The following is a 15,327-nucleotide window of genomic DNA, read 5'->3' on the forward strand; positions in this document are numbered from 1 at the left end:
ATAAAAATAAGTTTATTTATTAATTCTTTCAATGGCAATTTTAACGTTATATTTCTCTCCATTTGGGGTTTTTATTTCCCAATCTCTTTCATAATCTGCTTTTATATCATCAACAAACGTTCCTCTAACCTCTCTCTCAATAATATCCTTAAATTCACCTAAGTCAATGCCTTCAACCTTAACCTTAATTCTCTCCTCAATATCTAAGTCCATATCCTTTCTCATTGCCTGTATTCTTCTTATAACTTCCCTCATTAGCCCCTCTTTTATCAAATCATCAGTAATCTCAGTGTTTATAAAGACAGTTCCTTTTGAAAACTCTACTCCAGCTATATGCTCAGGAATTTCCAATCTAATCTCAACATACTCTGGCTTAATCTCATATCCATCCAATACAACAGCCCCTTCTTTCAATTTTTCCATCAACTCTTTAGCATCAGCTTTATTTAATGCCTCAACAACTTTTGGAACCTCGCTTTTATACCTCTTACCTAACTCTCTGTAGTTTGGTTTTATTATATATTTTCCTCCTTCAACTTCTCCAAATTTAATGTTTTTAACATTACCCTGCTCTTTTATGATATAGGAAAATCTTTCTACAGCTTTTTTAACTTCTTCCCCACCAGCGATAGTTATCTCTTTTAATGGATATCTCAACGTGTATTTTATCCTATCTCTTCCTCTGTAGATTGCATCAACAATATCTCTAACTATTGCCATATCTCCCTCTAACTCTTCATCAATAAACTCTTCATCAACCTCTATTTTATTCATAAATATACTTTCTTCCATATCCTCTGTTTTTAAGTTTTGATATATCGCCTCTGCAGTATGTGGAGCTACTGGGGCTAATATTGTAGCCAATTTTAATAAAACGTAGTATAGTGTTTGATATGCCGCTAATTTATCAACATCCTCTTTTTCCTTCCATGTTCTGTCTCTAATCAACCTAATGTACCATCTACTTAAGTCATTCAATATGAAATCTTTCAATGTCCATGTGTAGGTGTGGAAGTAAGGAACTTCGAGATTTTCAATAGCTATTTTAGCAACTGTATTTATTCTACTCAAAATCCATTTATCTTCATCTTTTAGATATTCAAAGTATTTTTCATCTGGTTTGAAGTTATCTAAGACCATGTAATTTACAGCGAACATATAGGCGTTCCACAAAGTGTTAAACAGGCTTAAAACATCATCCATTTCACTCCATACAAACCTTAAATCTTCCCAAACCTTGTTCGCACTTAACAAGTAAAATCTTAGCAAATCAGCCCCATATTTTTCAACAACATCATCTGGATTTACAATATTTCCTAAACTTTTACTCATCTTGTCTCCATGCTCATCTAAGGTGAAGCCGTGCATTAAACATTTCTTGTATGGGATGTCGTTGAATACAATTGCAGATAACGCATGCTGTGAGTAGAACCATTTAGTAACTTGGTCATTTCCTTCTGTTATAAAGTCAGCTTTTTTCAATGTTTTTGAACCAATTGAAGCGTAAGGTGCCAAACCAGAGTCAAACCAGACATCTAAAACATCTGGAACTCTCTTCATTTCTCCTCCACATTCACATCTCAACTTTATTTTATCAACTGTTGGCTTATGTAAATCGTTAATCTCTCCAACCTCATCTTTATTTATCATCTTTTCCTCTAACTCTTCAACACTTCCAACAACTACGTATTTTCCACACTTTTCACAAACCCAAACTGGAAGTGGAATTCCCCAGTATCTCTGCCTACTTATGTTCCAATCCCCAACAAACTTAACTCCATTTATATATCTTGTTTCAACCCAGTGCGGAATCCACTGAACTGTTTTAGCATGCTCTATAATGTTATCTTTAATCTTTGATATCTCTAAGAACCACTGCTCTGTTGCCCTAAACAAGAGAGGAGTTTTACATCTCCAACAGTGTGGATAGCTGTGTTTTATCTTTCCAGCATAAACTAACAGTCCTTTTTCCTTTAAAGTTTCAATTACTTCAGCATCTGCATCTTTAACAAAAATTCCTTTCCATTTTCCTTCTATATATTTTCCTTCATCATCTATTGGAGAGTATATTGGCAGATTGTATTTTTTAGCCACTTCAAAATCCTCTTCCCCATGTCCTGGGGCTGTATGAACTAACCCAGTTCCTCCCTCTAAGGTTACATGCTCTCCTAAGATAATTGTGTGAGCATTTTCTAATTTTGCAAATTCTTTCTGCCTCTCATTCTCCTCTAACAATGGATGGATATATTTTATTCCTTCTAAATCTTTTCCTTTAACTTTTTTGATTATCTTGTAGCTTTTAATGTTATTTGCCTTCTTAGCTTTGTTTATAACATCTTCAACTAACTTTTCAGCGATAATCCAAACCTCTTTTTTGTTGTCAAATTCAACCTCTACATAGGCATAGTCATAGTCAGGATGAACAGCTACAGCTAAGTTTGCTACCAAAGTCCATGGTGTTGTTGTCCAAATAACGAGATAGGTGTTTTCTTCATCAGCTAATTTGAATTTTGCATAAAGTGACGGGTCGTAAACATCTTTATACTCTCCTCTAACCTCATGCTCAGCTAAGGCAGTTTCACACCTTGGACACCAATAAACAACCCTCAAATCTCTTGTTAATAACCCTTTTTCATGGGCTACCTTTAATGTCCACCATCCAATCTCCATGTATTCTTTTGTTATTGGCATATATGCGTTTTCCCAATCTAACCAAACCCCTAAGTTCTTAAACTGATTCTCCATAATTTCCTTATGCTTTAAAGCAAATTCTTTACACTTTTCTATAAATTCCTCTACTCCAATCTTTGTTTCTATCTCTTTTTTGTTTTTTATTCCAAATTCGTTTTCAACTTTAACCTCTATTGGCAACCCATGCATATCCCATCCAGCTTTATCTAAAACATTATATCCCTGCATTCTTTTAAATCTTAAATATGTATCTTTAATTATTTTATTCCATGCAGTTCCTAAGTGTATTGCTCCAGAACAGTATGGAGGCCCATCAACAAAGTAAAATTCCTTATTTCCTTCATTCTTTTTCTTTACTTTTTGATATATATCGTTCTCTTCCCAGAATTTTTTTATTTTCTTATCCAACTCTCTAAAATTAACTGGCTCAACTCTTTCCATTTAATCACCTCATCTTGGATATTATATCTGAGATTATCTCATCCATGTTGTTTTTAAATTCTTTTAATCGAACGATTCTTGAAATTATCTTATTTAAATATTTATTTTGTAGCTTTGAATCTTCTTTTATTTCATTAGAATAATCATCTGGTAAATTTTTAATTTTATTTAAGATGTTTTTATCATCAATATTGGCAATTTTATATAGCTCTAAACATGTCCTTTTTACACTCAACCCGTTTTCAACAACAATGTTTAACAACTCCTCATATGGAATTTTTTCCTCTATTATCTTCCAATAATCCTCAAATATATTGCTTTCTATTATACATTCAAGCACTTCTAAAATTTTTATAGTTAAATCCAATTTTAAAATTTTTGATGTTAAGCAATTCTCCTTCTCCTCCAATTGAATAATCCTATCAAAATCATTTGGATTTTCATTTTTTACTTTTTCTAATAATATTCTAATGTTATTTAACTCTCTAAGGTTATTTTCCCCCTCTTCGATTAGTTCTCTTTTTTTATCTTTTATTTCAATTAAAGTAGGGTAGCTATTAGTTTCCATTAAATCACCCAATGGCAGGAAAATAAAATAAACTTAAATAAACTTATTTCTTTTTCTTATCTCTCTTCTTCGACTTATAATAACCTTTTAACACTGGAAGTTTTGGAAAATCATCCAAAAGCCTGTAATAAATATCCCCATATCTCTCACTAATTACAACAATATGGGCTGGAGGATGAATTTTTCTAATCCTATCTATTGCCTTTGGAGCTTTTTCAGCAATCTTCGCCACACATGCTGTTTTACACGGCTTCTTTACCTCTCCAAGTATGTGGCTTAATATCTCATCAGCAGCTTCTGGAACTATAATTTTTGGCTTACCAATAATTGTTAACTCTGCATGTCTATCAACATCTGCCAAAGCATTTTTTAATTTTTCATAACTATCTCCTCTAATCAACAAGATTGTCATAACTATCCCTAACACGTGTTTATTTATTTTAAATTTAAAAAATAAAAATTTAAATTCTATCTTCTGTGCCTCTCGTTATGTTTTAAGTATTCTTCAAGCATAAATGGAAAGTCAGAGGCATCAACAAACCTCAATCCTAATCTTTGAGCCCATTTTTCAATGCCTCCATCACTCGCCACTACTGCAGCATCCAACTCCTTAGCTAAAAGTAAAACATCTAAGTCCGGGGCACTGTCTAAAGTTCCCACTCTTAAAGCACTCCTATATTTATTTCTAAAGGTATTTATTGTTTTTGATAATACTTTATTTATAATTTCATTTTTACTCATCTCTGGATGTCTTTTTGATAATTCATAAACCATGTCTGATGTTCTTATTATATGCTCCTCTCCAATCCTCATCCCTTTATTTATCCTCTCCCTCAAATCTTTTACATATTCATAAAAAATCTCTGACGGAATTTTTATCTCATATCTGTTTGGAGTTTTTTTAACAAGCCATGTATCAACTTTAACTATAACATCTCTCGGACATTTTTCATTTTCTAAAAATCCCATCAGTTCATTATACACGGTTGGATATGGGATGTGGCAAGAGATATTTAGCTTTATCCTCGCTTCTGCTATTAAATCCATAACCTTATCTGTCAATTCCGTAATTGTTTTAACCCCTACTGCTTTCCTAACTGACGGTTCAGTAAAAGCACTAGTATCTAAGCAGAACCTTTGTTTTTGCATTTTCTCCCCAATTAATTTCTTGAGATTTAGTATTAGATTAATTTTCATTCTCTAAATGCCAGTATTTTTATCTTTGCAGGGTAGTTATTTATATATTTTGATAAAGTTTCACTTGGAATTCTTGCCTCTAATTTGGATAAAACTCTCTCCTTAAAATGTCGTGAAAATCCATAAGGTAGGGCGTTTTTTATTTCCTCTATATTGTTAAATGGCCTTCTCTTTTCTAAAATTTCGGCAACGTTGCTTGGAAGGTATCTATGTAAATCAAACTCATTAGCGGTCTCTAAAATTCTATCCTCAAATCTCTTCAGTATAAAATCATTGAGCTTTCCACTGTCATATAACTCTTTTAAAATCTTCAAAGTGGTTTCTGGAAGCATATCCTTAACTTCCTCAAACTTTCCGTTAAACATAGCTTCCCTAATTTTTGTTCCACTTATCCCTTCCAATCTTCTTACAAAAATAAATTTTGGATTAAATTTTAATCCCTCTCTATTAAGTTTATAAATCGTCTGAGACATTGAAGCAATAACATAGTTATCTATATTCAACTTTTCTCCTAAAATTTCTCCTGTCTCTATACAGCAAATCTTGTATGGCTTAACTTGTATGTGGTAGCCTTTATTTATACAGCTTATAACTTTTTCCATAGTTTCTTCTGGAATGTAGCCCCTTGGTATTATCTCAGCCCCTAAATTATAAAACATTTTTATTAGGCACATCATATACTGCCCAGAACCCATAATTCCCATTGGTGGACCTTCAACTACAATATCCGCCCCAGCTTTTATTGCCATCTCTGCCCTTATGTATCTATTTAAAAGATAAGGAATACCCCTCCCACTTCTTTCTAAAGGTCCAGGTAAAACACTAATAAAGACCCCATGCTCTCTACCCCTATCCAACGCATACTTATGCCCTTTATGTAATGGGTTGTATTCGGTAAAATCACAGACAATTTTATCTTTGCCTTCTTTTTCTTTTATTTTTTCAACTATTTTTTTGAAATTTTCGAATGATTTTTCGTCTTTTGTTTCGGCATCTTTGATTATCTCCTCTCTATCTTTCAAAAAATTTTTTAAATTTAAATCCATAATTTCACCAATAGGCATAAAATTTATATATGAGAAAGTAGATTGTTATTGATGCTGGGGGCCCATGGTCTAGCTGGCTATGACGTCGCCCTTACAAGGCGAAGGTCGCCGGTTCGAATCCGGCTGGGCCCACTATTTTTTATTTTGGAGATAAATATTTGTTAATTTGAATATATAATGGCTGTTTTATTAATTGCAAAAATAGGATAAATAGGACAAAAAAGATAAAAATCTAAATTTCATTTATTCCTTCTTTTCTTGAGCTTGTTGAGCTTTTTGTATCTCTGCCTGCAATTCTTTTCTTAAAGCAGCTATTGCCTTAGCCAACTCCTCAGCTTTTTTCATTCCTTCCTTTTCAGCTTTGTCCAAATCATCAACTGATTTTTTCAAATCCTCAACAACTTCGTTAAACGGTTTTTCAACATAAATATCTGATTTAACTCCAATCAACGCCTTATCATCAACAATCTTTGCCTTTAAAAACACTCCCGGACCTACTGGAATCAATGTTTCTTCATCAACATCTATACTTTCAATAGTTTTAATTGAATTCATTATTTCAGATTTTAATGTTCTTATTGAAGCTATTTCACTTTGAATCATCTGTAATTGTTGATTATATATTTCTAAAGCCATAGCTTTTTGTCTTAAATCCTCATTCATATTTCCACCTCAACAATCAAGCATTTATCGGCAATACATATATACCTTAAGGTAGTTAATATAAGTTATTGAACTACTTCTGCAAAATTTTATAAAGGGATGTTTATGAGATTACTTGGAGTTATTGGGTATTTGGCAGTATTAATTAAGGCAATAACTGAATCTTGGGTAGATGTAGTTAAAAGAAGTATAAATGGAAAAATAAACCCTCAAGTTATAGAAATAGAATCTATCATCAATAATCCAACTGGTTTGGTTTTATTATCATGGTCTATAACAGCCACACCAGGAACTTTGGTTATTGACTTAATCCCAGAAGAGAGAAAGTTAAAAGTAGCTACAATAAGTCCAAGAAGTAGAGAAGATATCGTTCCTTTTGAACCATACATCAAAAAAATTTTTGATTAAATTTATTTTACCTCGACCATTCCCTCTTTCCATTCTACCTTTAATACATCCTCACCATTATATTTTGTTAAAAATGCCAATATTGCCGCTTTTGTTCCCAATCTATTGGAGCCTGCTAAAACATAAATGTTGTTGCCATTGTATGGATTTTTTATCTTCTGTATAACCCCCATGTTATTTCCAGGATAATTGTTAGTTACATTAACTTTTAACAAGCCTTTATCTTCAAGCTCTTTAACAAATTTATTGACTTTTGGGCCACCTATAAGAATTATATCTTTATCAATGTTCAATGAGGCAATATCAAAAGCATCCATTGAATTTAGATAAATCTTTTCATTTTTTAGTTCTTTTCCTTTGTAATATACATGAATCTCATCGTTTATTTTTACAGCATAGATGCCATCTCCAAGATAAGCTGTATCTTTATTCTTCATGTTTAAGGTTTTACTTTCTTTTTTTACAACTTTAAATAGAACGTAATTATCGTAAATCTCTTCTGGCATTATGGTGTAATTGAACAAGTTTATTTCCTCCTCAAGATTACCTACATTTTTATATTCAAGCTTTATTCTTTCACTACTAACATCTTTCACTCTAAATCTTTTATCTAATGGATAATCTTCATCTTCCTCAATTTTTATTATGGAATATACTTCAAAAGTAAAATAATATTTATTTCCACTTTTTGTGCAATTTTTGTAAACAATTCCTAAAGTTCCATCTTCTAAATGATAAAATTCATCTCTATCCAATTTTGGAGAATCTACAAGGTTGTCATTTTCGTATATATCAACAACTATAGTTTTAGAATCTGAAGAAACGAGTTTTACAACTACCTTATATCCATCATATTCAAATGACCCATTTGTTTCAATCTCTTCTCCATCTTTTTCTTTTAATAATATATAATCAGAGCTGATATCCTCAACCAAGTATTTTTTATCAAAAAAGGTTACTTCATCCCCTTCTTCAAAGTTTAAATACTCAATGTAGTAAATATCTTTGTATTTTATATTGCCTCCGTTATTATCAAATTCTATATCAAGCTTTTTGTCATTATCTTCAATCTCAAGCTCATCTACTGCCGGCATATAAACAATATCTTTAACATTAACGGTTACACAATCTTCATCAACATTTATTTCTCTTGAAGAGTAAAGATTGTCCATTAAAACTTTGACGTTTTCATAATCTGCTGTGCTTTTATTTACAATGATTATGGGCTCTGTGGGTAGAGCATAGCCAACACTTATAACCAATAAAAGTATAAGTAAAAGTGTCCCTCTCATATTCACCCTCCTTTATGAGTTATATTATTAAAAATCTGAGAATCTATTTAAAATATTTTTTGTAAAATGTTTGGGTGATTAGATGATAGAAAACAAAATTAGAGAAGTAGTTAAAAAATTAAAGCCTTATGTTCCAGGAAAATCTAAAGAAGAGATTGCAAGAGCTTATGGGATAAAACCAGAAGACATTATAAAACTCGGCTCCAACGAAAACCCTTGGGGACCTTCTCCAAAAATAAAAGAGAAAATTTTAGAAGAAATAGACAAAATCCATCAATATCCAGAACCAGTAAATCCTGTTTTAATGGAAGAGTTGAGTAGATTTTTGAATGTTGATAAGGAAAATATTATTGTTGGTGGTGATGGGGCTGATGAAGTTATTGACACAATATTCAGAACGTTCGTTGATGATGGCGATGAGGTTATAATTCCAATTCCAACCTTCACACAATATAGAGTTTCAGCAACAATTCATAACGCTAAAATAAAGTTTGCAAAATATGATAAAGAAAAAGATTTTAAATTAGACGTTGAAAGCATTCTAAACAACATAACTGACAAAACTAAAGTTATATTTTTATGTTCTCCAAACAATCCAACAGGAAACATAATAGAAAATAAAGATATTGAAAAAATCATCAATGAAACTGATGCATTAGTTGTTATAGACCATGCATATATCGAATATGCTAAAAAAGAGTATGATTGGACTCAAAAAGCTCCAGAATATGAGAATGTTATTGTTTTAAGGACATTCTCAAAGGTATTTGGTTTGGCTGGAATGAGAGTTGGTTATGGTGTGGCAAATAAAAAAATTATTGACTATATGATGAGAGTTAAACCAATATTCAGCCTAACAAGGTTAAGCCAAGTTTGTGCTATAACTGCGTTGAGGGATAGGGAGTTTTTTGAAAGGTGTGTTAGGGATGGGATTAAGAGTAGAGAAATGCTATACAACGGGTTGAAGAAGTTTAAAGACATTAAGGTTTATCCTTCAGAGGCAAATTATGTATTGGTTGAACTAAAAACAATGAAATCAAAAGAATTCTGTGAAGAGTTATTAAAAAGAGGGGTTATTGTTAGGGATTGCTCATCCTTTGATGGCTTAGGAGATAACTACGTTAGAGTATCAATAGGAACATTTGAAGAAGTTGAGAAGTTTTTAAAAATTTTAGAAGAAATTATAAGCTAAATAACCTACTCTTTTAATAAAACTTCTTTAGCTACCTCTACACCACTCTCTTTAACTTCAAATCCAAGCTCTTTTAAAGTTAGCTCTATACAAGCCAATGTAGCTAAAACTTCTCTCTCTCCGCAGGTTCCCATGTGCCCAATTCTGAATATCTTTCCAGCCAAGTGTTTCTGTCCACCGGCAACAACTATGTTGTATTTGTTGCTTAATGTTCCTCTAAATTTGCTGTCTTCAATTCCTTCTGGATATTTTGCTGACGTAACTGTTATTGACCTTGCTCTTTCTTTAGCAAATAGCTCTATTCCCATAGCCTCTAAACCAGCTCTTGTTGCTTTAGCTAATCTTTCATGTCTCTTAACTCTATTCTCAATTCCTTCTTTTAAAACTAAATCCAATGCAACATTCATTGCATAGGTTAAATTAACTGATGGAGTGTAAGGGGTTTGTTTTTTCTCTTCATAGTATTTTTTATAAGCCAACAAGTCCAAGTAGAAACCAACTTTGTCATCATTCTTTTTAATAACTTCCCATGCTTTCTCGCTGACTGTTATAGCCGCTAATCCTGGTGGAGCGGCCAAACATTTCTGTGAGCCGGTAACACAGATATCTATATTAAATTTATCAACATTTACATAGTCCCCTCCCAATGATGAGATGGTATCAACAATATATAAGGCATTATAATCCTTAACAACCTCTCCAATCTCTTTTATTGGGTTTCTTGCCCCTGTTGATGTTTCATTATGCACAACTGTAACTGCTTTGATGTCATCATATTTATCTAACATCTCCTTAACCGCCTCTGGTTCTGCCATATCTCCCCATTCTACGTCCAACCTAATTGACTCTCCTTTATAGGCATTGACGATGTTTGCAAACCTATCTCCAAAGTTTCCTGTAACAATGTTTAAAACCTTATCTCCTCTTCTTATTATGTTTGATATTGCCATATCCATTGCCGCTGTTCCTGAACCAGTAACTAAGAATGTGTCATTTTCAGTTATAAACACTTTTTTTAATTTCTCTATAGTATCTTCCAACAAATTGCTATAATCTTTTGTTCTATGTCCAATTACTGGCATTGCCATTGCATTTAAAACTTCTGGTGGAACCATTGTAGGTCCAGGAATCATTAAGAGCTTTTTAGTTGCATCCAATTTCATAATCTCCCTCCATTTTTATAAAATTTTAGATTAGGATTTATTTTAAAGGGACAAAATTAAATTCTTTGGTGAATATTTTTATTTTCTACTTTTTAAATACTCATCCCAATCTTTTAAGAACCATAGGAGGAACCTCCTATTGGCATACCATACGTCCATTAAGTTAGGGCTTTCAGCCCTAATTAACGTCCAATGGTTTCTTATTTTCTACTCTTTAAGTAGTTATCCCAATCTTTTAAGAATCTCTCTAAACCAATGTCTGTTAATGGGTGGTTAAACAATTTATCCATAACTGCTGGTGGGATTGTTGCTATATCAGCCCCTATTTTTGCAGCTTCTAAAACATGCCATGGATGTCTTACGGAAGCAACGATAACCTCAGTCTTAATATCATAGTTTCTGTATATCTTTACAACATCTTCAATTAACTTCATTCCTACATGCCCAATATCGTCCAATCTTCCAACGAATGGAGATACGTAAGTAGCTCCTGCCTTAGCGGCAACCAATGCCTGTAATGGTGAGAAAACCAAAGTTACATTTGTTTTTATTCCTTCAGCTGACAATATTTTAACTGCTTTCATTCCATCCTTTGTCATTGGGATTTTTATAACTATGTTGTCAGCTAATTTAGCCAATTCTCTCGCTTCTTTAACCATCCCTTCAGCATCTGTTGATATAACCTCAGCACTTACTGGACCGTCAACAATCTGACAGATTTCTTTAACAACCTCATAGAAATCTCTTCCCTCTTTAGCCACTAATGTTGGGTTTGTTGTAACTCCATCCACTAAACCGAGTTCAGCATATTTTTTAATTTCTTCAACGTTTGCTGTATCCAAGAAGAACTTCATCCTTATCCCTCTATGAAATTTTTAGGAAATTATATAGATTGAAGGTTAAAAAGTTATCTCTTATCATATATTTAAATGCATAAGATTTTTATAGCAGTAAGTTTTATAGCGTTTATTGTTAATTATATTTAAGCATCAACTTTTTAAACTAAAGCTATTTTTAATTTAAAATAAAGGAAATTTACGTGATACTATGGCAAATTTTGATGAAGAAGTTTTTAGAGCATATTACGAGCATAAAATAAAGAGTTTTATAAAGGAAGAGTTATCAAACAACTTAATTAAAGATAACATCTTTGAATTTGATATTGAAAAGTTTTTAATGCACTTTCCAGATGCGTGTGAGGTTAACGATTTAATCATTGAGAGACCTAAAGAAGTAGAAGAGATAATACTGGATATATTTAAAGAGGCTTATATTGAGCTATTTGGTGAAGATAAAGAGTTGGAAAAGATACAAATTGCATTTAAAAACCCAAAAGGTTGTGAAAAGCTAATTGAAGATATATCATCCTCTGACATAAATAAATTAGTTAAATTTGAAGGTGTTATAGTTAAAGCTGGAAAAGTATGTGCTTTATTAAAAAGGGCATGTTTTGTTTGCCCAAGATGTGGAAATATAAGGTATAGGACTATACACAACTATTTTGAGATTCCAGAAGTTATTTGCAACAATGGAGATTGTAGAGAGAAGATGGTTATTGATTATGAAGAATCAACCTATATAAACATCCAAGAGCTGGAAATTCAGCAGCCAATTGATTTGATGAAAAATCCTGACGACCCTCCAAGGAGTATAAAGGTGTTTTTAGAAAACAGCCCTGGAATTTATTCTGGAAGAGTTGATGTTGTAGGAACTGTATTAAAGAAAAAAACAAAGCCAAAGCTGCCAGTCTTTGAAATTTTTGTTAAAAGTAATTATGTTAAAATATCTGAAAGCTATCAAAAAATTGAAGTTAGAGATATTTTGGGTAATGAGGAGCTTATAGAAACGTTGAACGAATTGGGTAAAAAGAAGGATATCATCGACATATTATCAAACTACCTAATTTCTCAAATAAAAGGTCATGAATTAGTTAAAAAAGCTATATTTTTACAGCAAATTAAAGGAGCTTTTAAATTCTTACCAGATGGAACTCCTTTAAGAAGAGATAGCCACATTTTATTAATTACGGATCCAGGAATTGGAAAGACCACAATGCTTAGAAGGATAGCAAGGCTATTCCCTCAAAATGCCTATGCATCAGTAACAACAGCTACTGGAGGAGGATTAACCGCAAACGTGATTAGGGAAGCTACAGAGATTGGAGATGGCTGGGTAGTTAAGCCGGGAGTTTTTGTTAGGGCAAATGAGGGAACGGCATGTATAGACGAGCTAACCGTAGATAAGAATGTAATGAAATACATCTTAGAGGCTATGGAAAGCCAGACAATCCATGTTAATAAAGGAGGGATTAATGTAAAGTTGCCAGCAAGATGTGCAGTTTTAGCAGCATGTAACCCAAAGAGAGGAAGATTTGACAGAAATTTAACTGTTATAGAGCAGATAGATATTCCAGCTCCACTATTGAGTAGGTTTGATTTAATATTCCCATTGATGGACAAGCCAGATAGAAGAGGAGATGATGAGATAGCTGAGCATATATTAAATACACATGTTGAAACTGCTACAAAAGATTATAAGATTTTGGGAGCTATTGACATTGATGGAATAACAGTAGACGAAAAGCTTTTAAAATACTACATTATTTACGCAAGAAGCTGTGCATATATAGAGGAAAATCAAGATTTATACTTAGGAGATTTTGATGAAACAAAATTAATAATGCCTTATTTAACTGACAAGGCAAAGAAGATGATTAAAAAATACTACTTAGAGATGAGGAAATTAGGAGAGGGAGATAATCCAATACCAATAACTGCAAGACAGTTAGAGGCGATAATTAGGATTGCTGAAATGCATGCAAAGGCAAGATTATCAGAGAAAGTTGAAGATGTTGATGCTCAAGTAGCTATAAATATTATTGATGATTGTTTAAAGCAGATAGCCTACGATCCAGAAACTGGAACTTTAGATTTGGACAAAATAGCTGGAACCCCAAAATCAAGAAGAGATAAAATGGATACAGTATTGAGTATTATTAAGGAAATCGTCAACTTAAGAGACGACGGTTTAGCACCTGAAGAGGAAATTTATGAGAGGGCTTTAAGTATAGGATTGTCTGAAAAAGATGTTGAAATTGCCTTAGATTATTTAAAAAAGGCTGGGGATATATACAACCCAAGACTTGGATTCTGGGGATTGCTATAAATGAAACTTTTAGTAACAACCTTTTAGAAAAAGGTTGATCAAAACGAAACTTTTAGAAAAAGTTGAATGAAAATTGTAGATTTTCATAGCTGGAAAGCAAAGCTTTCTTAATGCCCCTTAAATTAAGTGGTTACCATAGTAACTACTGGAAACTCCCTATTGTCATAAGACTTTCACAGAAAAATTATTATAAGGACATAATGACGCTAAAGCATTAAAGTTCCAAATTAAATATAAAAGCTGTAAAAGTCCTATGATACCACAGAGGGGTTGCTAGAGATATCTCCCACTTTAATTAAGAGGCATTGTCGAGCGAAGCGATGCAATGCATCCCGAGTATACCAATAGGGCTTTGTCCCTATGGAAGTGAAATTATGAAAAAGTTCTTAGAAAAAAAGATAAGAAAAATTGCCTATGAAAGAATTGACATCCTAATGAGTTTGGCTGAAGAAGAGGCAAGAAAAGGAAATTGGGATAGGGCTAAGAGGTATGTTTATTTAGCCAGAAGAATAGCCATGAAGATGAGAATAAGATTCCCTAAAAAATGGAAAAGGAGAGTATGTAAAAAATGCGGAACTTTTTTATTGTATGGAAAGAATGCAAGAGTTAGAGTTAAAAGCAAGAGGTATCCACATGTTGTCATAACCTGCTTAGAATGTGGGGCAATATATAGAATTCCAATGATTAGGGAAAAGAAAGAAAAGAGAAAGAAAAAACTTGAAGAAAAGTTAAAATCAAAATTAAATAAATAATTTTTTAATTTTTGGTGAAATGATGGTAGGAAAAGTTATTTTAGTAGGAGCTGGGCCAGGAGATGCAGAATTAATAACAATAAAAGGTTTAAAAGCTATTAAAGAGGCGGACGTCATTGTCTATGATGATTTAATATCTAGAGAGCTACTAAATTATGCTAAAAAAGATGCTGAGTTAATTTATGTTGGCAAAAGAAAGGGAAGGCATTCATTTAAGCAGGAGGAAATTAATAAAATATTGGTTGAGAAAGCGAAAGAAGGTAAATTAGTTGTTAGATTAAAAGGAGGAGACCCATTTGTTTTCGGAAGAGGTGGGGAGGAGATTTTAGCGTTAAAAAAGCATAACATACCTTATGAAGTTATTCCGGGCATAACATCAGCTATAGCAGTTCCAGAGGTCGCTGGAATTCCAGTAACCCATAGAAAGGTTGCCACTTCATTTACAGTGGTTACAGGGCATGAAGCAGAAGATAAAAAAGAGAAACAGGTCGATTTAAGTAAATTAAATGCCGATACAATTGTAATTCTTATGGGAATAACAAATTTAGAAAATTTGGTTAATGAATTATTGCAAAATCCAAAAAGGAATGAAAATACACCAGTAGCAATTATTATGGAGGGAACTACAGAAAATCAGAGAGTTATAAAGGGAACTTTGGGAGATATAGTTGAAAAGGCAAAGAAAGAGAATGCAAAACCTCCAGGAGTTATAGTTGTTGGAGAGGTTGTTAATGTTTTGGAAAGCTAAA

The 15,327-nt window shown here is 32.6% G+C and carries 14 protein-coding genes and 1 tRNA gene; 6 read left to right on the forward strand and 9 right to left on the reverse strand.

Features of this window, described 5'->3' with window-relative positions; genetic code table 11:
• Positions 1-12 precede the first annotated feature (12 nt).
• From ileS to MEFER_RS04225, 5 genes are read right to left on the reverse strand one after another with little or no spacing between them, the layout of a single operon-like run.
• Entirely contained in the window at positions 13-3,132 is a 3,120-nt protein-coding gene (gene ileS / locus MEFER_RS04205) for an isoleucine--tRNA ligase (protein ID WP_015791391.1), read from the reverse strand.
• Positions 3,133-3,136: 4 nt separating this feature from the next.
• Positions 3,137-3,700 (reverse strand): hypothetical protein, encoded by a 564-nt coding sequence (locus MEFER_RS04210; RefSeq protein WP_015791392.1) that lies wholly within the window; start codon positions 3,698-3,700, stop codon positions 3,137-3,139.
• 43 nt (positions 3,701-3,743) lie between these two features.
• On the reverse strand, positions 3,744-4,112 hold the full coding sequence (locus MEFER_RS04215; protein WP_015791393.1) for a DUF356 domain-containing protein: 369 nt from the start codon (positions 4,110-4,112) through the stop codon (positions 3,744-3,746).
• A gap of 56 nt (positions 4,113-4,168) precedes the next feature.
• Positions 4,169-4,849, reverse strand: coding sequence for an RNA ligase partner protein (locus MEFER_RS04220; RefSeq protein ID WP_015791394.1), 681 nt, complete (start codon positions 4,847-4,849; stop codon positions 4,169-4,171).
• A gap of 44 nt (positions 4,850-4,893) precedes the next feature.
• On the reverse strand, positions 4,894-5,961 hold the full coding sequence (locus MEFER_RS04225) for a nucleotidyltransferase family protein (RefSeq protein ID WP_015791395.1): 1,068 nt from the start codon (positions 5,959-5,961) through the stop codon (positions 4,894-4,896).
• A gap of 40 nt (positions 5,962-6,001) precedes the next feature.
• Between MEFER_RS04225 and MEFER_RS04230 the strand changes: the two genes are divergently transcribed.
• Positions 6,002-6,075, forward strand: a tRNA-Val gene (locus MEFER_RS04230).
• Positions 6,076-6,186: 111 nt separating this feature from the next.
• Here MEFER_RS04230 and pfdA read toward each other — a convergent pair.
• Positions 6,187-6,606, reverse strand: a complete 420-nt coding sequence (gene pfdA / locus MEFER_RS04235) for a prefoldin subunit alpha (protein ID WP_015791396.1) — start codon at positions 6,604-6,606, stop codon at positions 6,187-6,189.
• Between the two features lie 105 nt (positions 6,607-6,711).
• Here pfdA and MEFER_RS04240 point away from each other — a divergent pair, with 105 nt between their 5' ends.
• Entirely contained in the window at positions 6,712-7,014 is a 303-nt protein-coding gene (locus tag MEFER_RS04240) for a monovalent cation/H+ antiporter subunit E (RefSeq protein WP_015791397.1), read from the forward strand.
• A 2-nt stretch (positions 7,015-7,016) separates the two neighbouring features.
• Here the strand turns inward: MEFER_RS04240 and MEFER_RS04245 are convergent, their stop codons facing one another.
• Positions 7,017-8,306 (reverse strand): S-layer protein, encoded by a 1,290-nt coding sequence (locus tag MEFER_RS04245; RefSeq protein WP_015791398.1) that lies wholly within the window; start codon positions 8,304-8,306, stop codon positions 7,017-7,019.
• A gap of 82 nt (positions 8,307-8,388) precedes the next feature.
• Between MEFER_RS04245 and hisC the strand changes: the two genes are divergently transcribed.
• Positions 8,389-9,498: a histidinol-phosphate transaminase gene (hisC, locus tag MEFER_RS04250; protein ID WP_015791399.1), complete on the forward strand. Its 1,110-nt coding sequence runs from the start codon at positions 8,389-8,391 to the stop codon at positions 9,496-9,498.
• 5 nt (positions 9,499-9,503) lie between these two features.
• Here the strand turns inward: hisC and MEFER_RS04255 are convergent, their stop codons facing one another.
• A complete protein-coding gene (locus MEFER_RS04255; RefSeq protein WP_015791400.1) occupies positions 9,504-10,661 on the reverse strand; it encodes a pyridoxal-phosphate-dependent aminotransferase family protein in 1,158 nt (385 codons plus the stop codon).
• A gap of 200 nt (positions 10,662-10,861) precedes the next feature.
• On the reverse strand, positions 10,862-11,515 hold the full coding sequence (gene fsa, locus MEFER_RS04260; protein WP_015791401.1) for a fructose-6-phosphate aldolase: 654 nt from the start codon (positions 11,513-11,515) through the stop codon (positions 10,862-10,864).
• A 193-nt stretch (positions 11,516-11,708) separates the two neighbouring features.
• On the opposite strand from fsa, the gene MEFER_RS04265 reads away from it, so the two are divergent.
• From MEFER_RS04265 to cobA, 3 genes are all read left to right on the forward strand, one after another.
• A complete protein-coding gene (locus tag MEFER_RS04265) occupies positions 11,709-13,826 on the forward strand; it encodes an ATP-binding protein (protein WP_015791402.1) in 2,118 nt (705 codons plus the stop codon).
• A gap of 374 nt (positions 13,827-14,200) precedes the next feature.
• Positions 14,201-14,578 (forward strand): ribonuclease P protein component 4, encoded by a 378-nt coding sequence (locus MEFER_RS04270; protein WP_015791403.1) that lies wholly within the window; start codon positions 14,201-14,203, stop codon positions 14,576-14,578.
• Positions 14,579-14,600: 22 nt separating this feature from the next.
• Positions 14,601-15,326 (forward strand): uroporphyrinogen-III C-methyltransferase, encoded by a 726-nt coding sequence (gene cobA, locus MEFER_RS04275; RefSeq protein ID WP_048056324.1) that lies wholly within the window; start codon positions 14,601-14,603, stop codon positions 15,324-15,326.
• Position 15,327 lies beyond the last annotated feature (1 nt).

Origin of the sequence: Methanocaldococcus fervens AG86 (genome assembly GCF_000023985.1) — an archaeon.
Lineage (GTDB): Archaea > AGJL01 > Methanococci > Methanococcales > Methanocaldococcaceae > Methanocaldococcus > Methanocaldococcus fervens.